This is a genomic window from Pontibacter liquoris, from assembly GCF_022758235.1.
Taxonomy (GTDB): domain Bacteria; phylum Bacteroidota; class Bacteroidia; order Cytophagales; family Hymenobacteraceae; genus Pontibacter; species Pontibacter liquoris.
This window is the reverse complement of the sequence record NZ_JALEBG010000001.1, coordinates 568,517-589,689: the sequence shown is the minus strand read 5'-3', so window position 1 is coordinate 589,689 and position 21,173 is coordinate 568,517. Positions and strand designations below refer to the sequence as shown.

Annotated in this window: 21 protein-coding genes; 13 read left to right on the top strand and 8 right to left on the bottom strand. The window is 51.9% G+C overall.

Features of this window, described 5'->3' with window-relative positions; all coding sequences use genetic code 11:
* Window positions 1-453 precede the first annotated feature (453 nt).
* Window positions 454-1,068 carry a deoxynucleoside kinase gene (locus LWL52_RS02395; protein WP_242916564.1) on the bottom strand — a complete coding sequence of 205 codons (615 nt, stop codon included), beginning with the start codon at window positions 1,066-1,068 and terminating at the stop codon, window positions 454-456.
* A 159-nt stretch (window positions 1,069-1,227) separates the two neighbouring features.
* Here LWL52_RS02395 and LWL52_RS02390 point away from each other — a divergent pair, with 159 nt between their 5' ends.
* Window positions 1,228-1,407, top strand: a complete 180-nt coding sequence (locus tag LWL52_RS02390) for a hypothetical protein (RefSeq protein ID WP_242916562.1) — start codon at window positions 1,228-1,230, stop codon at window positions 1,405-1,407.
* A 91-nt stretch (window positions 1,408-1,498) separates the two neighbouring features.
* On the opposite strand, the gene LWL52_RS02385 is transcribed toward LWL52_RS02390, so the two are convergent.
* The gene (locus LWL52_RS02385; RefSeq protein ID WP_242916560.1) at window positions 1,499-2,131 is read right to left on the bottom strand and encodes a hypothetical protein; all 633 of its coding nucleotides are present in this window, start codon (window positions 2,129-2,131) and stop codon (window positions 1,499-1,501) included.
* A gap of 229 nt (window positions 2,132-2,360) precedes the next feature.
* On the opposite strand from LWL52_RS02385, the gene LWL52_RS02380 reads away from it, so the two are divergent.
* The 5 genes from LWL52_RS02380 (at window position 2,361) to LWL52_RS02360 (ending at window position 6,772) form a co-directional block, all read left to right on the top strand.
* Window positions 2,361-4,802, top strand: a complete 2,442-nt coding sequence (locus LWL52_RS02380; RefSeq protein ID WP_242916558.1) for a GAF domain-containing protein — start codon at window positions 2,361-2,363, stop codon at window positions 4,800-4,802.
* Between the two features lie 38 nt (window positions 4,803-4,840).
* Complete coding sequence (locus LWL52_RS02375) at window positions 4,841-5,146, top strand: hypothetical protein (protein ID WP_242916557.1); 306 nt, start codon at window positions 4,841-4,843, stop codon at window positions 5,144-5,146.
* The gene (locus LWL52_RS02370) at window positions 5,143-5,949 is read left to right on the top strand and encodes a hypothetical protein (protein ID WP_242916556.1); all 807 of its coding nucleotides are present in this window, start codon (window positions 5,143-5,145) and stop codon (window positions 5,947-5,949) included. The genes LWL52_RS02375 and LWL52_RS02370 overlap by 4 nt, the downstream gene beginning before the upstream one ends.
* 136 nt (window positions 5,950-6,085) lie before the next feature.
* Window positions 6,086-6,307: a CDGSH iron-sulfur domain-containing protein gene (locus LWL52_RS02365; protein ID WP_242916555.1), complete on the top strand. Its 222-nt coding sequence runs from the start codon at window positions 6,086-6,088 to the stop codon at window positions 6,305-6,307.
* Window positions 6,308-6,325: 18 nt separating this feature from the next.
* Window positions 6,326-6,772 carry a putative signal transducing protein gene (locus LWL52_RS02360; RefSeq protein WP_242916554.1) on the top strand — a complete coding sequence of 149 codons (447 nt, stop codon included), beginning with the start codon at window positions 6,326-6,328 and terminating at the stop codon, window positions 6,770-6,772.
* Window positions 6,773-6,872: 100 nt separating this feature from the next.
* On the opposite strand, the gene LWL52_RS02355 is transcribed toward LWL52_RS02360, so the two are convergent.
* The gene (locus LWL52_RS02355; RefSeq protein ID WP_242916553.1) at window positions 6,873-7,130 is read right to left on the bottom strand and encodes an acyl-CoA-binding protein; all 258 of its coding nucleotides are present in this window, start codon (window positions 7,128-7,130) and stop codon (window positions 6,873-6,875) included.
* 154 nt (window positions 7,131-7,284) lie between these two features.
* On the opposite strand from LWL52_RS02355, the gene LWL52_RS02350 reads away from it, so the two are divergent.
* On the top strand, window positions 7,285-9,492 hold the full coding sequence (locus tag LWL52_RS02350; RefSeq protein ID WP_242916552.1) for a S9 family peptidase: 2,208 nt from the start codon (window positions 7,285-7,287) through the stop codon (window positions 9,490-9,492).
* Window positions 9,493-9,677: 185 nt separating this feature from the next.
* Here LWL52_RS02350 and LWL52_RS02345 read toward each other — a convergent pair whose 3' ends face one another.
* The gene (locus LWL52_RS02345) at window positions 9,678-10,676 is read right to left on the bottom strand and encodes a zinc-binding dehydrogenase (protein WP_242916551.1); all 999 of its coding nucleotides are present in this window, start codon (window positions 10,674-10,676) and stop codon (window positions 9,678-9,680) included.
* Window positions 10,677-10,797: 121 nt separating this feature from the next.
* On the opposite strand from LWL52_RS02345, the gene LWL52_RS02340 reads away from it, so the two are divergent.
* Entirely contained in the window at window positions 10,798-11,298 is a 501-nt protein-coding gene (locus LWL52_RS02340; RefSeq protein WP_242916550.1) for a GNAT family N-acetyltransferase, read from the top strand.
* Window positions 11,299-11,382: 84 nt separating this feature from the next.
* On the opposite strand, the gene LWL52_RS02335 is transcribed toward LWL52_RS02340, so the two are convergent.
* On the bottom strand, window positions 11,383-12,606 hold the full coding sequence (locus tag LWL52_RS02335; RefSeq protein ID WP_242916548.1) for a S8 family serine peptidase: 1,224 nt from the start codon (window positions 12,604-12,606) through the stop codon (window positions 11,383-11,385).
* Window positions 12,607-13,010: 404 nt separating this feature from the next.
* On the opposite strand from LWL52_RS02335, the gene LWL52_RS02330 reads away from it, so the two are divergent.
* Window positions 13,011-13,790: a peptidylprolyl isomerase gene (locus LWL52_RS02330; protein WP_242916546.1), complete on the top strand. Its 780-nt coding sequence runs from the start codon at window positions 13,011-13,013 to the stop codon at window positions 13,788-13,790.
* Window positions 13,791-14,046: 256 nt separating this feature from the next.
* On the opposite strand, the gene LWL52_RS02325 is transcribed toward LWL52_RS02330, so the two are convergent.
* Window positions 14,047-16,146 (bottom strand): M13 family metallopeptidase, encoded by a 2,100-nt coding sequence (locus LWL52_RS02325; protein WP_242916544.1) that lies wholly within the window; start codon window positions 16,144-16,146, stop codon window positions 14,047-14,049.
* A gap of 313 nt (window positions 16,147-16,459) precedes the next feature.
* Between LWL52_RS02325 and LWL52_RS02320 the strand changes: the two genes are divergently transcribed.
* The 3 genes from LWL52_RS02320 (at window position 16,460) to LWL52_RS02310 (ending at window position 19,357) form a co-directional block, all read left to right on the top strand.
* A complete protein-coding gene (locus LWL52_RS02320; protein ID WP_242916542.1) occupies window positions 16,460-17,260 on the top strand; it encodes a phytanoyl-CoA dioxygenase family protein in 801 nt (266 codons plus the stop codon).
* A 100-nt stretch (window positions 17,261-17,360) separates the two neighbouring features.
* Window positions 17,361-18,917: a M28 family metallopeptidase gene (locus tag LWL52_RS02315; RefSeq protein ID WP_242916540.1), complete on the top strand. Its 1,557-nt coding sequence runs from the start codon at window positions 17,361-17,363 to the stop codon at window positions 18,915-18,917.
* Between the two features lie 101 nt (window positions 18,918-19,018).
* Entirely contained in the window at window positions 19,019-19,357 is a 339-nt protein-coding gene (locus LWL52_RS02310; RefSeq protein WP_242916538.1) for a (2Fe-2S) ferredoxin domain-containing protein, read from the top strand.
* A gap of 56 nt (window positions 19,358-19,413) precedes the next feature.
* Here the strand turns inward: LWL52_RS02310 and LWL52_RS02305 are convergent, their stop codons facing one another.
* Both LWL52_RS02305 and LWL52_RS02300 read right to left on the bottom strand, forming a co-directional pair.
* On the bottom strand, window positions 19,414-19,950 hold the full coding sequence (locus LWL52_RS02305; RefSeq protein ID WP_242916536.1) for a ferritin: 537 nt from the start codon (window positions 19,948-19,950) through the stop codon (window positions 19,414-19,416).
* Window positions 19,951-20,127: 177 nt separating this feature from the next.
* Complete coding sequence (locus LWL52_RS02300) at window positions 20,128-20,478, bottom strand: hypothetical protein (protein ID WP_242916534.1); 351 nt, start codon at window positions 20,476-20,478, stop codon at window positions 20,128-20,130.
* Window positions 20,479-20,576: 98 nt separating this feature from the next.
* Here LWL52_RS02300 and LWL52_RS02295 point away from each other — a divergent pair, with 98 nt between their 5' ends.
* Entirely contained in the window at window positions 20,577-20,954 is a 378-nt protein-coding gene (locus LWL52_RS02295; protein WP_242916532.1) for a cupin domain-containing protein, read from the top strand.
* Window positions 20,955-21,173: the final 219 nt, after the last annotated feature.

Below are 21,173 nucleotides of genomic sequence, written 5' to 3'. Positions count from 1 at the left end.
ACCAAGGCGCTCAACCCAAGGACTGGGATCAGTTCGATAGAAGCTGTTTATACTTTGGCAGAAGCATAAGAATAAACCTTCTTTCTGTAATCCCTATTTCCTTGTATCCTTCTCCTCTTCCCACTTTTGTCATCCTGAAAGGATCTTGGTGGAAGGGAGATGAAGCTCTTACTACATCGTTTATACTTTAGCCTAAGTAACAACAAGCTCTCCTCCTTAGACTAGCGAGAACGCGAGTTCGAAGCTAGCGAGCGTAGCTCTGAGGGGTAGGGGTGGTTGGACCCGGTACAGTAACGCTTATACTTCAGAAAGAACCAATAGCCGAACTGCCGGTGTGTGGCAAAACTCCCCTCCTGCTACTCTATTAGCCAACACACTTCTAAAAGCAAAAAGGCAGCGAACGTTGCGGTTCGCTGCCTTTTGTGGTGCTGTAAAGTTTAACGGATTCAGGGCTTAAAACAAGCCATACAGTTCTGCCTGGATCTTTTCGATGATGCTTCCGAGGTCTTCCGGGTTGGCGACAAAGTCGAGGTTATTTACGTCGATGACCAGTTGCTTGCCCTGGTCGTAGGTGCTCATCCAGCTGTTGTAATGGTCGTTGAGGTTGCGCAGGTAGTTAATACTGATGCTGCTCTCATAATCGCGGTTGCGCTTTTCAATCTGCCCGATGAGTTTTGGCAGGTCGGCTTTGAGGTAGATCATCAGGTCAGGCGCTTTCACCATGCTGATCATCGACTGGAACAGGGCAAAGTAATTATCATAATCCCGGGAGCTCATCAGCCCCGACTGGTGCAGGTTCTTGGCAAAGATGTAGGCATCTTCGTAAATGGTGCGGTCCTGGATCACGTCGTGGCCATTGGACTGGATCTGCTGCACCTGCGTAAAGCGGCTGTTGAGGAAGAAGACCTGCAGGTGAAAAGCCCAGCGCTCCATGTCTTCGTAAAAGTCTTTCAGGTACGGATTGTTCTCTACCGCCTCCAGGTAAAGGTCCCACTTAAAATGTTGCGACAGCTTGGTAGCCAGGGTAGTTTTGCCGGCGCCAATATTGCCGACGATTGCAATGTGCATGAGTAAAGGTGGTTTGGGTAAAAGCCGGTGACAAAAGTAAGACTTTTCGCGGCAAGCACAGGTGCTAATTCTCCACCACTTATCCACATTTAAAAGTAGCGGCTTCAACTCCCGCTACCTGCTGTCGTACAAACAGGTATAACCAACCAACCGAAAGCAATGACAAAGGGACATAACCAGGGAAAAGACAACGCCAGCCGCCCGAAGGCAGAAAACAAGCAGGACAAAGACGGCGGCCAGAACCGCCACCTGAGCGATCAGCAGAAAAAGAAAGGACCGCAGGGCAGGCACGAAGACAAAGACCCATCGAACGGTACTAAAGGCCAGAACGCCATCTGAGTGCATAACTAAAAAGCAGCAGCCCCGGCAAGTATAAACTGCCGGGGCTGCTGCTTTTTAGTATGGCTCCTATGTTTATAGGGTAGCCAGCTTAGCGCTGCTCACGCATGTTGTTGTAGGCATCTTTGGCTTCGCGGCCTTTCTTCAGGGTGGCAAACTCTACCTGCAAAGCGGCTATTTTAATTTTATCGCCGTTATTAAGTCGGTCAAGCACTTCGGCTTTGCGCGTATTGAGCTCGCCGATCACAAACTCGGCATAATCCCAGTCGCGCAGGGTCCAGTTGCGGCGGTTTACGCGGGTATAATCCAGCGCCTGCACAAAGGCATCGCGGAGCCCTGCCGGCTTAATTCTGTTGATCTGCGCCGAGCCGGTCATTTCCAGTTCCCAGCGATCCAGCTCACGCCCTTCCAGGTCCACGGCTTTGCGGGTCTCGTTCCGTTCCTCCCACTCCTGGTAGCGCTGCTTCATGGTAGCATACTCGGCCCGCGAAGAATCCGAGAGCTTTTTGGTGTTCTGGTCCAGGGTGTAGGTTTTTTCCTTGTACTCCTTTTTTACGGTCGGCCACTCAGCCCGGATCGTACTGTCGGCCATGCCCGACTTCTGGCGCATCCAGGCACGAAAATCGTTCAGGTCTTTTTCCACCTGCGACTGCGACTGGGCCTGTGCCCCAAACGTAAAGCCTGCCAGCAGCAGCGTCAGTAGCCAGGTTGTTTTCTTTTTCATATGCTTTAAATGTTTAAGCGGGTATAGTATAACAGGGCAAGAGCATAAATATTGTGCCAAACATATATCCGCAGCCTCTCTGCCGGCGGTTACCTACCCGTTGGTAACACAAACATAACCCGTACGGCCCGGTTATTGCACCATCTTTTAAGATAAAATTTCGTTATAGCTTTTAACACCTATGAAGCCGGCGCTTCGCCTGTAACCGCTTCCGTCAGAACCGCAGCATATGCCCAAACACCACCAAAGTAGTTTTCATGAGTCGGTTGTCTCCATCACCAGCAATGATGAGGTGATTTTGAGTGTAAATGAATTTCCATTTAAAACCACCCTCAGCCTGTCGCCCCTTATTTCGTACTGGGAACAGAAGGTGACAAACGACCCCAGCTGCAATGTGGCGCGGGTGAAAGAACTGACCGAGTTGCTGCGGCAGAAACCCGAGCTGCTCGAGCCCATCAGTGACAGCAGCATCATTACCAGGTACATCGATACAGTAGACATCCTGATGGAGGATATTTTCCCGAGTGCCCTCTGGGAAAATGACCTTAAAGCGGCTGTGCTTCCGTTCCATTTCGAGAGTTTTTATGCCACCCCGCGCCTGACCGAACTCAAGCTGCTGGGCGGTGGCAATTATACCGAAAAGCTGAACCTGGACCTGAAAACGCTGCTTTTCCGGCTTACTTTGTCGGCTTATACCCTGATCCTAGAAAAGTTTTACAAGGCTAACTTCCGGGTAGACGAACCCTTTATCTTTACCATCAAAGATAAGTTTACCGCGCTGGAACACCATTACAAGCTCAGCATCGACCTTAAATTTATGGAGGTGAAGGCAAAAGGCGAGCTGAAGGAGCTCAAAGCCCAGGAGATCAACTACCTCATAAACCGCTACAACGACCTGGATCTGTGGATGCAGAAACTGCCGCCGGACAATTTTGAGTTTACCGGCTTTGCCATCTATGAATTTACCGACGTTACCAACGAGGAAACCATCTCTTCGCTGCGCCTGGACCTGCTGGATGGAGACACTATTGCCACCCAGGAGGGTTTTCTGAACCTGCAGCAGAAGCTGCGCGTGCTCTTTGGCCTGCCCGGCATCCGCTTAGGCGTTGCCTCGTGCCCTGCCATGCCTGAGTTTGATATTACCTATGCCCGCAAAATATGGAATGGCCTGGTGCTTACCCAGGATAGCGACCTGAAACTGGCCGACCTGACAGATTCTGTTTATGAACCCGTCATCAAAAAAGGCCATACCATTGTGGTGGATGATCTGCAGGTGTTTCCGAACCCTACCCGTATTGAGCAGCAGCTGCTGGACCAGGGAATCCGCAACCTCATTATTGCCCCGCTGCAGTACGAGGGCAGCATTATTGGCCTGCTGGAGCTTGCCTCTCCCATTCCAGGCGAGCTTAACGCCCTCTCTACCCTGAAGCTAAAAGACATGCTGCCGCTGTTTGCCTTATCCATGAATCGCAGCCTGGAAGAACTGCGCAGCAGCATTCAACGCATCATCAAAGAAAAGTATACGGCCATCCACCCCATTGTGGAGTGGCGCTTTACGAAGGCCGCCATCAACCTGCTCGAGAAAATGGAGCGCAATACCAGCCCCGAGATCGAGCCGATCGTGTTCAAGGATATTTACCCGCTGTACGGTGTCTCCGATGTGCGGGGCTCGGCCATAGAGCGCAACAAAGCCATCCAGGGCGATTTGCTGGAACAGCTGGTGCTGGCCAAAGAGGTTATACTTGCGGCCAAAGACAACCTGCCCCTCTCTATTCTGGATGAGCTCGTGTATAAGATCGACAAGTTTTCCCAGAGCATCGTCAATGAGCTGGCTTCGGGCGATGAAGGCATTATCCTGGAGTTTCTGCGCAGCGAGATCGAGCCCCTGTTCGACCATTTTATCCGGCGCAACCCGTCCGCCACGGAGGCCATTGGCAGGTACCGAGCCGCCATCAACAACCCTTACGGCGTGGTGTACAACAAACGGCGCGCTTACGAAGAGAGCCTCTACATCATCAACGAAACCATTTCAACGTTTCTGGACCGGGAAGAGGAAAAAGCCCAGCAAACCTTTCCGCATTACTTTGAGAAGTATAAGACCGATGGTGTGGAGTATAACATCTACATTGGTGCTTCGCTGCTGAATAACGGGGATTTCCAGCCTTTATACTTGCGCAACATGCGCCTGTGGCAGCTGATGCTGACCTGCGAAATTGCCCGCCGCATACGCAAGCTACGGCCCAACCTGAAACTGCCGCTCGAAATTACCCAGCTCATTTTGGTGCACAGCGATCCTATTTCGATCCGGTTCCGGCTGGACGAGAAAAAGTTTGATGTGGAAGGCGCCAATAACATCCGCTACGAGATCGTTAAAAAACGGCTCGACAAGGCTACCCTGCGCGGGTCCGAAGAGCGCCTGACGCAGCCCGGCAAGATCGCCATCGTATACTCGGTGCAAAAAGAAGCACAGGAATACCTACGCTACATTGAGTTCCTGCAATCGGAAGGGTATGTGGGCCAGGAAATAGAGCACCTGGAGCTGGAGGAAATGCCGGGGGTACCAGGCCTGCGGGCCTTGCGCGTAGCCGTTAACTTCAACGAGCTGCTTCGCCACAATATCGATACCGGAGATGAGCTGCTCAACATTGCCCGGAGCGCAAGCCTGAACTAAAACCAGGTGCTGCTGCATGCAATCAGGCGGCACAGAACATGGCTGGCCTAAAGCCGGTAAAAGTGCAAGCAGGTCTTGGCTCTGGCGCATTCTTGAATATATTAATAATTATATATTTAAGCCATATTAAAAATATTTTAAAATATTTACAACCTTTTTTAAACAACGCATCACACTATCCATCAGGTATTTACACCAACAACACCAACCTGCCACCCTATACCTCCCGACAGAAATATTTTACAGAATGCAATTATTTTGACGGGCCTTCCGTTTTCCATCCAAACAAACCGGCCAAGAGCCAAAACGACATTTTTTCATTATTTCAACTTTTAGCCAAATGAAATTGAAAAACACTTTTTTACCCGCCATGTTCCTGTTTGGCGTGGTTGCGTTATCCTCCTGCGAAAAAAACGACCAGGAATCTGTTAATCCTACGGTAGCAGCACAAGGCCAGATTTCCCGCATCACCGTGGATTCTGCCGATGTAACTTCTTACAATTTTGCAGGCAAGCAGTTGAGCCAGGTAAACCACTACAACAAAGAAACCGGCGAGCTGGAAAGCTTTGAGAAGTACACCTACGATGCCAAAGGAAAAGCGCTGAAAGCCACTACCCACACCGGCAGCAGCCACGCCGTGCTGGCAGAGCAGGTATTTAAGTATGACAACACCGGCCTGCTGCGCAAAGCCCTTACCAATTACTTTGACGGCAGCAAAGTGGCGTTTTCAACCTACGCTACGTTCGAGTACGATGCCAACAGCAAACTGGAAAAGAAATCCGTGTTTGAAGGCCAGGAGAAAAAAGGTGCCAAAGCAAAATCATTTGTAAAGTATGAAGTGCTGCCAAACGGCGACCTGGGTCAGGAAAAGCAGTATGTAGTAGGCGCTAAGGGCGCTACCGTGCTCTTCTCTACCACCACCTACTCCTACGATAACAACAAAAACCCTTTCGCCACCATTACCGAACCCGGCAAAGTGAGCAGCCCCAATAACCTGATCGCATCCAGAACCCTGGTGCACGGCAGCAAGAAAGTATACAACTATAAGTATAGCTACGAGTATGATAAGAACGGTTTGCCGTTGAGCCAGACCGTGACCACACCAAACGGTAAAAGCGAAACCTATACTTACCAGTACAGCAAGTAGTAAAATCCAATTCGACTTACGTTCCAAAAAGGCCCTGCTCTGTGCAGGGCCTTTTTGGTTTAAGGGGCTCACAGATAGTAAGGCAAAATGCGTATATTTGTTTTTATACTTACCCCTATACTTTTACCAGCACACCATGGCAACAACAAAACTGACAGTAAACAACAACGGCTCGCTGCGCATCGAAGGCGATTTTGAAATTGTAGATAAAGATGGTAACGCGTACGGCCTGGACGGACGTACCGTGGTTTCGGTATGCCGCTGCGGCCTTTCCAAGAACAAGCCTTTCTGCGATGGCTCGCACAAAGGGCATTTTGAGCACGAAGCCGTTGCGTTCAACCTTCCTCCTAAAAAATAACGTTCTTATCTTTTCTCCATGGCTGAGCGCCTGATAACAATTGCTACCTGCAACGATCCGACACAGGCGCACATCCTGAAAGGGCGCCTGGCGGCAGAAGGCATTCTTTGTTTTCTGGGAGATGAGCACATTGTGGCGGCGCAGCCCTTTTATGCAGTAGCCGTAGGAGGAATAAAGCTGCGGGTGCCGGAAAATGACGAGGAAGAAGCGCGCGCCATTATGGCCGGCATACTGGGCGGAAGCGCCTCTTTTCTTTTGAACGATGAATTGGAGCTGGCCCCGCCCATGCAAGAGCACGCCCCGGAGGCGCATACCTGCCCTACCTGCGGCTCCGACAACATTGCAGAAGAGAAGTATAACAGGGCCGTCTTTTCGCTGAGCTATCTGTTCCTCGGCTTCCCGGTCCCTTTCCTGAGCCACAAGTATAAATGTTATAATTGCAGCCACCGCTGGAGAAGAAAATAAAAAAGGAGCCCTGCGGCTCCTTTTTTTGGCTACTGCCGGTTAGGAACAGGATGTTTGCTTTCCCCCGATTGCAAACACATCCTGTTTCCGGTCTTCCGGGTTACTCGCCGGCCAGCTGGTTTACAAGCTGCACATACGCGCTGCGGGCTTCTTCCTGGCTTTTGCCTTCGTTCGCTTTCCAGGCATCCCATTTGGCAATGTTCTTAAAGTCAAAACCGCCGGGGCGTGCCGTGTGCACGTCGCCTTCGGTGGCCTGCTTAAAAAGCCCGTACAGCTGCAGGAGCGTGTTGTTGGAAGGGCGCTCGGTTAAGGTCTGCGATTTTGCAACCGCCTGTTCAAATTCTGCTTGTGATGCCATAGATGTTAGTGTTGGTTTGTTTGATTGTGTTTGTAAAATAAATATAGCCAGTATTATATACTCTGCCTAACGTCTGCCCGTATTTTGTTTCTATTGAAATTTTCATACTTTCGGTAACTGCATTCAGATCAGTCAGAACCTAACAAATAAAATTATGAAACACCTGTATACCACGTTAAAAAACACGGCTATGCTGTTTACCGGCTGCCTGCTGGTAAGCGCCGGCTGCACCTCGGGCAACACGGGCGGCAGCGGCACTGCTGCCACCGCAGAGCAAACCGATTCGGCCACCATAGCGACCACACCGGCCCAGCCGCAGCCACCTATTGCGCCCAAGCACCCGAAGGAGCTTACGGCCCTGGGCCATACCCGCACCGACAACTACTATTGGCTCAACGAGCGCGAAAACCCGGAGGTGATCTCGTACCTCGAAGCAGAGAACCGCTATACCGAGCAAATGTTAAAAAGCACCGAGGGCCTGCAGCAGAAACTCTTCCAGGAAATAGTGGGCCGCATCAAACAGACAGATGAATCGGTGCCATTTAAGGATAACGGCTACTGGTACTATACCCGCTACGAGGAAGGCAAGGAATACCCGATCTATGCCCGCAAAAAAGGCACAATGGAGGCGACTGAACAGGTCATGTTAAACGCCAACCAGCGCGCTGAGGGCCTGGCTTACTATGCCGCATCAGGCATGAACGTGAGCCCTAACAACCAGTTGCTGGCCTTCGGCGAAGATACCGTGAGCCGCCGCAAGTATACCATCCGTTTCAAAGACCTGAACTCCGGGGCTTTGCTCTCTGATGCTATTCCCAACACCACGGGCAGCGCCGTTTGGGCTAACGACAACAAAACCGTGTTTTATACCATGAAGGACCCGTCGCTGCGCTCCTTCAAAATATTCCGGCACACGCTGGGCACGCCCACCAGCCAGGACAAGGAAGTATACCACGAGGCCGACGAGACCTTCAGCACGTTTGTGTTTAAGACCAAGTCGGAGAAGTACATCCTCATCGGCAGCAACAGCACCCTAGCAAACGAATACCGCTACCTGGATGCCAGCAAACCCAACGGCACCTTTAAGGTGATACAACCGCGCGAGCGGGGGCTGGAATATAGCATCGACCATTTTGGCGATAAGTTCTATATTGTGACCAACAAGGATGGCGCGACTAACTTTAAGCTGATGCAGACGCCGGTAAGCAAGCCCGGCAAAGCTAACTGGAAAGATGTGCTGCCGGCCCGCCAGGATGTATTGCTGGAAGGCATCGAGATCTTCCGGGATTACCTGGCCCTGCAGGAACGCAAAAACGGCCTGACGCAGATCCGCATTAAAAAGTGGAACGACCCGAAGACCGATTATTACATTCCTTTTAAAGAGGAAGCTTACACTGCCTACATCGGCACCAACCCCGATTTCGACAGTAAAACGCTGCGCTACCAGTACAGCTCGCTAACTACACCCAACTCCACCTACGACTATGACATGCAAACCGAACAGCAGAAACTGCTGAAGCGCGAGGAAGTAGTAGGCGATTTCAGCCCGGAGAACTATGAGGCCAAACGCATCTATGCCACGGCAAAAGACGGCACCAAAATCCCGGTTTCGCTGGTATACCGCAAAGGACTGGAGCTGAACGGCAACAACCCCACGCTTATTTACGGCTATGGCTCCTATGGCTACAGCACCGATCCCTCGTTCAGCTCCGTGCGCCTGAGCCTGCTGGACCGTGGCTTTGTGTATGCCATTGCCCACATCCGCGGTGGCCAGGAAATGGGCCGCCAATGGTATGAGAACGGCAAGCTGCTGAAAAAGAAAAATACCTTCACCGACTTTATCGATGCTTCCGAGTACCTGATCGCCCAGAAGTATACCAACCCCGACAAGTTGTTTGCTATGGGTGGCAGTGCCGGGGGCTTGCTGATGGGCGCGGTGGTGAACATGCGCCCCGACCTGTATAAAGGCGTAATTGCGGCCGTGCCTTTTGTAGATGTGATCACCACCATGTTGGATACGAGCATTCCGCTGACCACCGGCGAGTTCGACGAGTGGGGCAACCCAACCAACAAGGCTTACTATGATTACATGCTCTCTTACTCGCCCTACGACAACGTAGAAGCAAAGGCCTACCCGAACATGCTCGTGACCACCGGCCTCCACGACTCGCAGGTGCAGTACTTTGAGCCCGCTAAGTGGGTGGCCAAGCTCCGCGACATGAAGACGGACAACAATATGCTGCTGCTGCACACCAACATGGCAGCCGGGCACGGTGGCGCCTCCGGCCGCTTTGAGCGCTACAAGGAAACGGCCCTCGAATACGCCTTCTTCCTCCACCTGCTGGACGCGCAAAACCAGTAGACCGGTTGATGATTGTTGATTGTTTTTAAATTTGTTTACTGCAAATAAAAAAGGAGAAGCGAGCCACAAAGCTCGCTTCTCCTTTTTTATTTGTCTGATCTCCCATGCCTATTCCGGCATATTAGCATCTCAGTTACCTGTTAATCAAACCAATTAACAATCAACTGGCAATCAACTTTTAACAACTACCCGACGCGGAGCACGATTTTACCGAATTGCTTACCGGCTTCCATGTAGCGCATCGCATGTTCGGTTTCCTCCAGCCGGAATGTGCTGTCTACCACGGGCGTTACTTTCTTTTCCCGTACAAAGGCCATCATCGCTGCAAAATCCTGGTTGGTGCCCATGGTGCTGCCATAAATGTTGAGTTGTTTCCAGAAGATCTCTGCCGGGTTTATCTGCCCGATCATACCGGTAGTACCGCCATACATGCCAATACGCCCGGCCGGGTTAGCCACTTTTACCAGCTGCACAAAGCCCTCACCGGCAGCCCCGTCTATACTTACATCTATGCCGCCCACGTCGGCTTTCAGGGCCTTTCCCCAGTTTTCTGTTTTGTAGTTGATGCCCCCGGTGGCACCCAATGCTTTTGCTTTCTCTATTTTCTCTTCCGAGCTGCTGGTTACCCATACCTGCGCACCCAAAGCAACGGCAAACTGCAGGGCAGCCAATGCTACACCACCGCCAATGCCGGTGATCAATACTTTTTCGCCGGGCTGCAACGCGCATTTTGTAAATAGGGTGCGCCACGCCGTTACGCCGGCCAGAGGCAGAGCAGCGGCTTGTTCAAAGCTCAGGTGGGCAGGCTTCTCGTGCAGGTTCGTGGCGGGTACTTTCACGTATTCGGCAAAGGTGCCTTCCTGCGGCATACCCAGCACCTTATACTCCTTGCTGTGCACCCCCGGGTTATCTCCCCAGTCGGTGGAGGGATCCAGCACCACTTCTTTACTTACCCAGTCCGGGGCTACTCCCGCGCCTACTTCCGTTACAATACCGGCACCGTCGGAGCCAAGTATGGCCGGGTACTCTTTGGTAAAATAGCGCCCATACTGTATGTACACGTCCCGGTGGTTGAGGGCGGCGGCCTTTACCTGCACCACTGCTTCGCCGGGGCCGGCTGTCGGCTTCTCCTTTTCGATCAACACAAAAGGGGCATTTATACTTTCCAGGTAAATGGCTTTCATAAGCGATGTGTTTTTGCGTTCCGTTATGCTGCAAAGTTAGCATTTACGGCGTATCCTCCTGCCAGGATTGGGTTTTAACAAGCTTGTGCCTACCTTGCCGTTTCAGCAGTAATCTTAGCACATGGCCACAACCTACCGCATCCGCAAAGCCACCCTATCCGACATCCCGACCATACGGGCATTGGCAGAAGCCACTTGGGAGCCGACCTATAGCCCTATACTTAGCAAGGAGCAGATCGATTATATGTTTGATGTGATCTATAGCGAAGAAGCGCTGGCAAAACAGCTGCAGGAAGGGCAAACGTTTCTGCTGTTGCTGGAACAGGAAGAAGCCTTGGGCTTTGCCTCCTACTCGGTAAAAGAGGCGCCTGCTCACATCTATAAACTAAACAAGATCTACCTCATGCCCCAATGCCAGGGCAAAGGGTATGGCAAAGTGCTTATTACGGCTGTGGAAGAAGAAGTGAAACAACTTGGTGCCAAACTACTTGACCTGAACGTGAACCGGTATAACCGCGCAAAGCAGTTTTATGAGCGCTGCGGCTACGTCGAGCACCAGCAGGAAGACATTGCCATCGGCCCGTATTGGATGAACGACTACGTGATGCGCAAAACACTTTAAGGTTTGTGCCACCGGTATAAAAAAGGAGGCGGCCAATCAGCCGCCTCCTTTTCACCTTATTTTAAACAATAGCACTTTCTACAATTAATGATGCGCGATCGGGTCGGGATTGCCATCCGGGTCGCTGGTGGCAAAGCCATCGCCTCTCACGGCGCCCAGTAACAGCAGGCCTGCCACGTGCGGAGACGCCATAGACGTACCGCTGATGGTGTTATAGCCGCCATCTTTCCAGGTGGACTGAATGCTTACGCCCGGTGCTGCAAAATCAACCGGCGGGTTTCCGAAGTTGGAGAAGTAGGCAAACTTATCGTTCGCATCCACCGCTGAAACAGTATAGACGTTGGTATGGTTAATGTGTGCCGGCGAGGTGTTGTTGGCGTCCTGCGAATCGTTACCGGCAGCAAGCGCAAATTTAATACCTTTGCCAGCAGCCGATAAGATGGCATCATCCAGCGCTTTGGAGATCGGGCCACCCAAACTCATGTTGGCCACATCACCGTTTTTACCATTGGCAGCTACATAATCCACCCCGGCAATAACAGTAGAGTAAGCGCCGCTACCCCGCGAGTCAAGTACTTTTACAGCTACTACGGTAGTGCCCGGCGCTACGCCCACTACCCCGATGCTATTATTAATGGCGGCAATGGTACCTGCCACGTGCGAGCCATGACCGTTGCCATCGTCCGCACTGCCGGCATCGCGACCACTGGTAAAGAACGTTCTGCTGCGGGCCACGTCTACTTTCAGGTCCGGATGATCCAGGTCCACGCCTGTATCAATAATCCAGGCGGTAGCTGAAGACGCGGTAGAGCCACCCCCTACGCGGGTAATGCCCACCGGAAGCGCCTGGGTAGGCTGTGCTGAGCCGCCTCCACCAGGCTTGCCAAGCGATACAACCCGATCCTGCTCCACGTAGGCTACACGCGGGTCGTTGCGCAGTTTGGCTGCCTCATCAAGGCTTAACTTTGTCGTTACACCAAGTATGGCTTTGCCGTAGGCCTGCTCGATGGTAACATTCTGAACACCATTATCCGAAAGTATATTCTGGCCTGTTTGCCGGGCCAGTTCAACACGCTGCGCATACGTTGCATTGGCATCAATGCGCAGGTTACCATCTCCTTTAAATACAACTATGTATTGCCCGTCGATCACGGCACCGTTCTCACTATCTGTTGCGGGCACCTGCTGTTCTGCAACCGGATCGGCGCTTTCGTTGTCACATGCAGTGAAGGTACAGGCGGCTGTAGCCATGGCTGCTCCGAACAATACAGAACGCATTACTTTGCTGAAATGTAAGTTTTGCTTCATACTAAGTGTAAGTTAAAATTGAACAATAATTTGATTTAAAAAAGTGACATTACCTGTAAGCTATTGTTATTGGCTTACATATGCAACTAAAATTTTAATTCTTTTATTTACCGTTTTAAAAAAGGAAGGCAGCCGCGTCATTTTTTCACGTGTGCCATCGTAGCAGTTCAAGCTTTTTTAAGCACCATCAGGCAGGTGATGGCAGGTAAGCAGGTAGTAGTAGGCAGGAGTAGGTGCGATGTTACTGATTATGAAGAAGGTATACGGTTCCGGTTTTTAAAAAGCTGAGCCAAATAGCAGTTTATCAGATAAATACAATTACTCACGCGCCTATACTTGTCTTTTGCCGCTACTGGATACTTTGCCCGAAAACCTTTATCTTGGCCTTTTCGTCCCTTAAATCTATGAAAAGAACCCGCGCCTTTGCCGCCATTTGCCATCCCATACTAGTGGTTGCCTGTCTCGTTTCGCTAGCCTCCTGCAACCAGGACAACAAGGCAGCCCAACAGCAGCGAGAAACACCTCCGCCGGTAGCAGAAGAACCGACCCTGAAATCCCTCACGCCCGAAACAGCCGTACCGGTGCTCACCGAATTTGCCAAAAACAACCCCGACAGCCTTTTTCTGATCAGGACGCGCCTGGGCGACATCAAAGTGCGCTTGTACAAGGATACGCCCCTGCACCGGGCCAACTTTGTGCGCCTGGCCAAAGCCGGTTTTTACGATGAGGGCGAGTTTTACCGGGTTGTAAAAGGCTTTGCCATCCAGGGCGGCGACTCGGATGAGCGTAAAATGAAGCTGGGCGCCTACAAGATCCCGCAGGAGATCAATTTAAAAAACCTTCATATCCATAAAAAAGGAGCCTTGGCCATGGCGCGCTACGGCGACGAGCGCAACCCGGAAAAGGAATCTTCGTCGCATAACTTCTATATTGTGCAGGGCAAGCCCCGTTCCGTGTCGGAGCTGCGGGCCATCGAGGCCCAGCACCACATGCAGTATACCCCCGAACAGATCAGAATTTACAAGACCCTTGGTGGCGAGCCGGGGCTGGACACCGAGTACACGGTTTTCGGAGAGGTAGTGGAGGGGCTGGATGTGGTAGACAAAATTGCCAACGTGCAGGTGGGCGGCGGCGATTGGCCTGTGGATGTTGTAAAGCACCAGATCAAGGTGGTGGAGAACTAATGCAAAACGCTGCAATGGAGGCGCGCTGCTAACCGGCAAGCCCCCTTCGTTCCAAAAACTGTCCTGCTACCCAATGCCTATCGCTTTAAATACATCTGGAGAAAAGAAGTCGGCTTTCTGATTTGTTGTCCCATTTCTCTTCTGCATGTTTTGTAATTATACTTAAGAGCGCGGAAGAGAGAGTGAAAGTATAACCCCTGAAGCATAAAAAAAGGCGCTGCATTGCTGCAGCGCCTTTTTTTATGGTCATGTTCCGTTACCAGATCTTGGCGCGGCTTTGTTCGTCGCGTACCATTGGGTCACCTGGTTGGCAGTTAAAAGCTTTGTAGAACTCCGGCATGTTAGACACCGGACCATTGGTGCGGAACCTGCCTGGTGAGTGCGGGTCGGTGAGCACCTGCTGGTTCTGGGCTTCGTCGCGGATGTTGGTGCGCCAGATCTGGGCCCATGCCAGGAAGAAGCGTTGCTCGGGAGTGAGGCCGGCGATCTTACCCGGGTTATTTTTCTCCAGCGCTTTTTGCAGGGCAGTATAAGCAATGCTCAGGCCACCAATATCGGCCATGTTCTCGCCCAGCGTCAGTTTGCCATTCACGTGTACATTGTCCAGCACGGTATACTGGTCATATTGGCTGGCCACGCCGTTAGCGCGGGCGGTAAACTGCTCTTTATCTTCTTTCGTCCACCAGTCTTTCAGGTTGCCTTCCGGGTCATACTGTGCACCCTGGTCATCGAAGCCGTGGGTTATTTCGTGGCCGATCACAGCGCCCATGCCGCCATAGTTCACCGCATCGTCCGCTTGCGGGTCGAAGAAAGGCGGCTGCATGATGCCGGCCGGGAACACGATCTCGTTCATACTTGGGTTATAGTATGCGTTCACGGTTGGCGGTGTCATTCCCCACTCGGTGCGGTCGATGGGCTTACCGATCTTGTTGATGTTCTCCTTAAATTCGTACTGGTTGGCGAGCATCACATTCTTGGCATACGAGTCGCGGGTAATATCAAGTCCTTCGTAGGCTTTCCACTTATCCGGGTAGCCGATCTTCACGGCAAAAGCATCCAGTTTGGCCAGGGCGCGCTGCTTGGTTTCCTCGCTCATCCAGTCCAGATCCTTCACGTGCTCCCGGAAGGAATCCTGGATGTTGTGTACCATGTCGAGGGCTTTCTGCTTGGCCTCCGGCGAGAAGTTTTCCTTTACATACTGCTGGCCCAGGGCCTCGCCAATCGCACCATCCGTAGTGCGGAGCACGCGTTTCCAACGGGGCTGCATTTCTTTAGCGCCACTCAGCACCTTGCCGTAAAAGTTAAAGTTCTCCTGTACAAAGTTGTCGCTTAGGTAAGGCGCCATAGAGCGCAGCAGGTGCCATTGCGTATAGGTTTTCCAGTCGCTTAACGGAACACTTTTCAGCAGGCCGTTCAGGTCCTTGAAAAACTTAGGCTGACCTACGATCACGTCACTGGCCGTTTCGGCGCCTATGCCGGTGAGCAGCTGCGTCACCTTCAGGTTCGGGTTCTGCTTGGCAAATGCCTGCACCGTCATCTTATTATAGTTGGCGTACGGGTCGCGCAGCTCTACACGGGGCTTGGACGATTGGGCCAACTTCATTTCGATGTTCATCACGGCCTGCGCCTTTTTCTGGGCAGTTGCGGCATCATCTCCTACCAGCTTGAACATGTTCTGCAGGTGCTCTTTATAGGCGGTGCGCACTTTCTGCGAGCGTTCATCGTCTTTCAGATAATAATCGCGGTCGGGCAGGCTCAGGCCACCCTGGCCGGCCTGCAGCGCATATTGGGTGCTGTTTTTGTCATCCTGGGCCACATACATGCCAAAGAAGCCACTGACGCCTTTCGACTTCAGATCAGCAATCGTTTTTACCAGATCATCGGTGGTTTTAATGGCGGCAATCTTGCTCAGCTCCGGCTTAATGGGCGTATACCCGGCCTGGTTGATGGCAACGGAATCCATGCCGCTGGCATAAAAATCACCTACTAGCTGCGCTGGTGTGCCTTTTTCAGCTGTGGTGTTGGCGGCAGCCTCTGTTAACAGCGACCGCAGCACAGTGTTGTTGCGCTCGGCCAGCTCGTTAAAAGAACCCCAGCGGCTTTCAGAAGCAGGAATGGGATTGTTCTTGATCCAGCCGCCGTTGGCATACTGGTAGAAATCGGTGCAGGGGTCCACGGTCGTATCCATGTTGGCCAGTTCCAGGCCATGCCCCATGTTCATTTCAACCTTTTCAGCTGTACTGGTTGCTGCGGTGGTGGTGCTGGTATCGGCAGGTGTAGTGGAAGAAGAACTACAGCCGCCCAGCATCAGCCCGGCCAGTAACGCTGAATAAGGCATCAGGTGTGAGTGTTTCATAAAATCTGCTTTAATTAGATCAGTATATCAATTTATAGAATTTCAAGGTGAGGTAGTTCAAAAGTAATAAGTTTATTTATACTTGGAGGCAATTCCATTTTAGTGCAAACGTATCTGAGTATAAATACGTAATCTGCAACTACCTATACGGCAGCTGTGTTATACCGTTGAGATTATAGCCCAGAAACAAACAAGATAAATACCGGCAGCCAAATGCAATACGGCAGTTGGCTGACTGCCTGAGCATATTTCCGGGCTTCCCGCAAACGGCAAGGTCCTATCTTATGCATGCTACCTATTTTAAAGCAGGAAAATGAAACCGGCACTCAGCAAAGATCAGATCCGGCAGTTCATTAACCAGGGATATACCCGGTTGAATTATGCTTTTCCGGAAGAGCTGGCAGCCCGTTGCCGCAGCATACTTTGGCAGGACACTGGCTGTGCGCCCGATGACCCCGCCACATGGACGCAGCCTGTTATCCGGCTGGGAGATTATGCGCAGGAGCCTTTCCGGCAAGCCGCCAACACGCCTTTGCTGCACGCCGCCTTTGATCAGCTGGTGGGCCGGGGCAACTGGCTTCCCCGCCACAGCCTCGGTACTTTTCCGGTGCGCTTCCCCAGCTCCCAGCTTCCCAATGATACCGGCTGGCATGTAGACGCCAGCTTTCCGGGCGATGCGCCGGATGATTTTCTTTCGTGGCGGGTGAATGTCTTCTCCAAAGACAGGGCACTGCTGCTGCTGTTTCTTTTTTCGGATGTCACCGAGCGTGATGCGCCCACCCGATTGCGGCCAAGGTCGCACCTGGGGATAGCCCGCCTGCTGGCCCCGGCAGGAGAAGCAGGCCTGACATGCCGGGAAATTGCCGCTAACCTGCCTCCAGCCTCTGTTGGCACAGAAGTGAGTGCCACAGGCAAGGCCGGCACCGTATACCTCTGCCATCCTTTTCTGGTGCATGCCGCCCAGGCGCATCATGGCAGCTCACCGCGGTTTATGGCCCAGCCGCCGCTCTATCCGGCCCGCGCATGCCAGCTGCAACGCCCCGACAATACCTATATGCCCCTGGAAAAAGCGATCCGGAAAGGCTTGGGCGCAGGCAGGCTGCCCCTTACTTGACATTAGCCGGATTTAAATGCTATCTTTCCTGCCGGTATACTTATACTTATACTTATACTTATACCTGCTAACCTAAACCTCACCAACTAACCTACAAGAGATGAACAAAAGATCTTTACTCCTACTGGCCCTGGGCCTGCAGCTTTCGGCCGGCGCTTATGCCCAGCAGGAACCCGTAAACCTGGACATGGTGCACCGCATCAAGGCAGAAGGCCTCAAAAACTCCAAAGTAATGGAAACGGCTTTTTACCTGACAGATGTGTCCGGTCCCCGCCTGACAGGCTCTCCCGGACTGCTGCGCGCCGAAGAATGGGCAAAAGACCAGCTAACCAGCTGGGGCCTGAAGAATGCCCACCTCGAAGCCTGGGGTGATTTTGGCAAAGGCTGGGAAATAGAGAAATCCTACATCGCCATGACAGCCCCCTACTACCAACCGCTGATAGCCACCCCCAAAGCCTGGACACCGGGCACCAACGGTGCCGTAAAAGCCAAAGCAGTGCTGGTAAAGATCACCAAAGAAGAAGACCTGCAGCAATATAAAGGCCAGCTGAAAGGCAAAATTGTGCTCACCGACAATACCACCGAGCTGAAGCCGCATTTTGAGGCCGACGCCAAACGCTATACCGAAGCCGAGCTGCAGGAAATGACCAAAAGCCCGGAAGCAACCACCAGCGCCAGCACCTGGACGCCCGAGCGCATTGCTGAATACCGTGCCCGCCTGGCCCTGCTCAACAAAGCAACCGAGTTCTTCAAAGCGGAGGGCGCAGCCGCGGTGCTCAGCACCAGGGGCGGCGACAATGGCACGCACCGCACCAGCAACGGCGCGTCGTATGCAGCCGATGCCCAGCCTGTGCTTCCGGAACTGGAAATGGGAACAGAAGATTACCTGCGCCTGGTGCGCCTGCTGAAAGCCGACAAACCCGTGGAACTGGAACTAGAAACCCAAACCAAATTTTTCACTAACGATACCAAAGGTTATAATGTGATCGCCGAAATACCCGGCACAGACAAAAAGCTGAAGGACGAAGTGGTGATGCTGGGCGGCCACATCGACTCGTGGCATGCTGCTACCGGCGCCACCGACAATGCGGCCGGCGTAGCCGTGATGATGGAAGCGGTGCGCATCCTTCAGACCATGGGCGTAAAACCACGACGCACCATTCGCATTGCCTTGTGGAGCGGCGAAGAGCAGGGCCTGCACGGTTCCAGGGGATATGTAAAGCAACACTTCGGAGACCCGGCTACCATGAAGCTGACCAAAGAGCACGAAAAACTAGCCGCTTACTATAACTTGGACAATGGCACAGGTAAGATCCGGGGCATTTACCTGCAGGGCAACGACGCTGTGCGCCCGACTATGGCGGCCTGGCTGGCGCCTTTCTATGACCTGGATGCCGCCACGATCACCATCCGCAACACCGGCGGCACCGACCACCTGGCTTTTGATGCGGTCGGCTTACCGGGCTTCCAGTTTATTCAGGATGAGTTAGATTACGACACCCGCACGCACCATACGAACCAGGACACCTTCGAGCGCCTGCAGGCCGACGACCTGAAGCAAGCCGCGACCATTGTGGCCTCATTGGTGTATAACACGGCAATGCGTGATAAAAAGCTGCCTCGCAAACCGCTTCCGCAGCCTAAAGAAAATCTGTAACAACAGGCTTGCTTTCCTTTATAAAAATGCCCCGGTCCTTGCAAGCCGGGGCATTTTTATGCCTTCAAAATCAAGGGATTATACTTGCTCACTACCAAAGTATGGCGCAGCGGTTAGCTATACCTGGCCCCAAATGCGTAAACCATGGCATGAGCAAAAGTTTTAACGCGCCGGATAAAGTGATTTATGTGTGCACCGGCAGCAAGTGCAAGAAGAAAGGCGGCAAAGACCTAAGCAAGCTTTTCAGAAGTATGATCAAGGAGATGGGCTTAAAAGACAAAGTGGAAGTGATCAAGACCGACTGCACCGACCGCTGCGACTTTGCCCCTGTCGTAGCCATGCAGCCCGATAATGCCTGGCTGCCGCAAATGACGGACGAGAAAGCGAAAGAAGCCTTTCAGGAACATATTATCCACCGGAACCCGAAAGAAAGCACCTAAAAAAAGCCTTTGGATGTTCTCCAAAGGCTTTAACATAGTTCTATTTTGTACAGGCGCTAGTATTCATAGGTTTTTTCATACGTAATTTTTGGTACGCGTTTATCTATTTCATACTGGCCGGTGCCTTCTTCCCCAATCACTTCAAACAACTCCAACGCGCGACGGGCCACATATTCTTCTTCGATCTGCTCTTTCAGGAACCACTGCAAAAAGCTGAAGGTAACGTAATCCTTCATTTTCTGGCATTGGTCTGCAATCCGGTTGAACGACTGCGTAACAGCAATTTCCTGCTGCAGCGCCTGCTCAAACACATTCCGGAACGATTCAAATTCTACCTGTATGTTGGTTATTTCCGGCGAAACCGCCCGGCCACCCATATCCGACACAAATTTAAAGAGGCGCAGCATATGCTCCCGCTCCTCATCCGACTGCTTTTTAAAATAGCCGGCGCTAAAGTCAAAGCCATTGCGGTCGCACCAGCTCGACATGGCCAGGTAAATGGCCGATGATTCAGCTTCCATTTTTATCTGGCTGTTCAGGGCCAGTTCTATTTCCTCTGTCAGGGATGTCCGTAGTCTCAGTAAGTCTTTCATAAGGGCTCAGGTTACATGCAATGCATCTACTTGGTACCACCTGTGTACCTCCCTTATGATACTGCCTTAAGAGAATTTTGTTGTGCCTGCCGGCTGCCAGATGGCTATATGATTTGATTCTAAATAAAAAAGCACGACGCATGCCGTGCTTTCTAAAAAACAGGAAGTATAACACTGTTAAGCCACTGCTGTTTGCAGGCACTCGTGCAGCACACTGTTAAGCGAGAGCATGAACTTGGCACCATCCAGCAGTTCTTTAAAGGCCAGTAGTTGCGGCAAGTCAAGTATAAAACAGCGCTCACAGCCGCATACGGTTACAATCTCCAGGTCAGCGCTGCGGCTGGTGCTGGCAGCCATCTCGTGCAGGCTGATGCTGTCTACAGTTCTTTTCAGGCGCAGGAAAGCATCCAGCTTCATGACGGTAAGCGCTCCGCCATACGATAGCAAAAGGCGGTTTTGCCGGTCACACTGGTAAACGGCTCCTGCTTCGGAAGTATAAATTTCGGCTAAGGCGGTGGCGGTCTGCATCTTCTCTTTTATCTTCACTTTCCTGAAAACTATCTGCTACAAAGGTAGTATCTATTTAGAATCAGTCCAAATAAAAACAGATGATATAAATCACTTATATGGAAAAGTCGGAAATAACGAAAATAAACATTGCCGAGAAGTTCAGTTTGTTCAGCGACCACTGGAACCCGCGCGTAATTGGGGAACTGAACGGCCAGCAGGTCAAGATCGCCCGGTTCCTGGGCCCTTTTGAGTGGCACCACCACGAAAACGAAGACGAATTTTTTATGGTGATTAAAGGCGAGTTCGAGCTGCACTTCCGCGACAAAGTAGTAACCCTGCAGCCGGGCGAATGCATCATTGTGCCGCGCGGCGTAGAACACAAGCCGGTAGCCAGCGAGGAAGCCCAGGTGCTGATGTTTGAGCCGGCTGCCACCCTAAACACCGGCAACCTGCCCGATAGCGAGCGTACCCGAAAAGACCTGGAGAGGCTGTAAGGCGTGGTTGTTAGTGAGTGAATTATACTTTGTGCAATTCAGCTACCTTTCAGAAATGTGACGGGCACTGCTGCTACTGGATATCATCCCCCTTCCCCCTTCGAAAGGGGGACATCAGTAAAAGCATTCAACAACAGCATTTTCTACCTGCAAGGCAAAGCCACAACGAAGTATAAAGTATAAATAACAATAGCAGAAATTGTTCCCTTTGAAGGGGGC

What these genes read in the sequence shown, in the direction of transcription:
- LWL52_RS02395 (WP_242916564.1), bottom strand. Translation starts at nt 1,068, where the DNA reads ATGCACATTGCAATCGTCGGCAATATTGGCGCCGGCAAAACTACCCTG.
- LWL52_RS02390 (WP_242916562.1), top strand. Translation starts at nt 1,228, where the DNA reads ATGACAAAGGGACATAACCAGGGAAAAGACAACGCCAGCCGCCCGAAG.
- LWL52_RS02385 (WP_242916560.1), bottom strand. Translation starts at nt 2,131, where the DNA reads ATGAAAAAGAAAACAACCTGGCTACTGACGCTGCTGCTGGCAGGCTTT.
- LWL52_RS02380 (WP_242916558.1), top strand. Translation starts at nt 2,361, where the DNA reads ATGCCCAAACACCACCAAAGTAGTTTTCATGAGTCGGTTGTCTCCATC.
- LWL52_RS02375 (WP_242916557.1), top strand. Translation starts at nt 4,841, where the DNA reads ATGGCTGGCCTAAAGCCGGTAAAAGTGCAAGCAGGTCTTGGCTCTGGC.
- LWL52_RS02370 (WP_242916556.1), top strand. Translation starts at nt 5,143, where the DNA reads ATGAAATTGAAAAACACTTTTTTACCCGCCATGTTCCTGTTTGGCGTG.
- LWL52_RS02365 (WP_242916555.1), top strand. Translation starts at nt 6,086, where the DNA reads ATGGCAACAACAAAACTGACAGTAAACAACAACGGCTCGCTGCGCATC.
- LWL52_RS02360 (WP_242916554.1), top strand. Translation starts at nt 6,326, where the DNA reads ATGGCTGAGCGCCTGATAACAATTGCTACCTGCAACGATCCGACACAG.
- LWL52_RS02355 (WP_242916553.1), bottom strand. Translation starts at nt 7,130, where the DNA reads ATGGCATCACAAGCAGAATTTGAACAGGCGGTTGCAAAATCGCAGACC.
- LWL52_RS02350 (WP_242916552.1), top strand. Translation starts at nt 7,285, where the DNA reads ATGAAACACCTGTATACCACGTTAAAAAACACGGCTATGCTGTTTACC.
- LWL52_RS02345 (WP_242916551.1), bottom strand. Translation starts at nt 10,676, where the DNA reads ATGAAAGCCATTTACCTGGAAAGTATAAATGCCCCTTTTGTGTTGATC.
- LWL52_RS02340 (WP_242916550.1), top strand. Translation starts at nt 10,798, where the DNA reads ATGGCCACAACCTACCGCATCCGCAAAGCCACCCTATCCGACATCCCG.
- LWL52_RS02335 (WP_242916548.1), bottom strand. Translation starts at nt 12,606, where the DNA reads ATGAAGCAAAACTTACATTTCAGCAAAGTAATGCGTTCTGTATTGTTC.
- LWL52_RS02330 (WP_242916546.1), top strand. Translation starts at nt 13,011, where the DNA reads ATGAAAAGAACCCGCGCCTTTGCCGCCATTTGCCATCCCATACTAGTG.
- LWL52_RS02325 (WP_242916544.1), bottom strand. Translation starts at nt 16,146, where the DNA reads ATGAAACACTCACACCTGATGCCTTATTCAGCGTTACTGGCCGGGCTG.
- LWL52_RS02320 (WP_242916542.1), top strand. Translation starts at nt 16,460, where the DNA reads ATGAAACCGGCACTCAGCAAAGATCAGATCCGGCAGTTCATTAACCAG.
- LWL52_RS02315 (WP_242916540.1), top strand. Translation starts at nt 17,361, where the DNA reads ATGAACAAAAGATCTTTACTCCTACTGGCCCTGGGCCTGCAGCTTTCG.
- LWL52_RS02310 (WP_242916538.1), top strand. Translation starts at nt 19,019, where the DNA reads ATGGCGCAGCGGTTAGCTATACCTGGCCCCAAATGCGTAAACCATGGC.
- LWL52_RS02305 (WP_242916536.1), bottom strand. Translation starts at nt 19,950, where the DNA reads ATGAAAGACTTACTGAGACTACGGACATCCCTGACAGAGGAAATAGAA.
- LWL52_RS02300 (WP_242916534.1), bottom strand. Translation starts at nt 20,478, where the DNA reads ATGCAGACCGCCACCGCCTTAGCCGAAATTTATACTTCCGAAGCAGGA.
- LWL52_RS02295 (WP_242916532.1), top strand. Translation starts at nt 20,577, where the DNA reads ATGGAAAAGTCGGAAATAACGAAAATAAACATTGCCGAGAAGTTCAGT.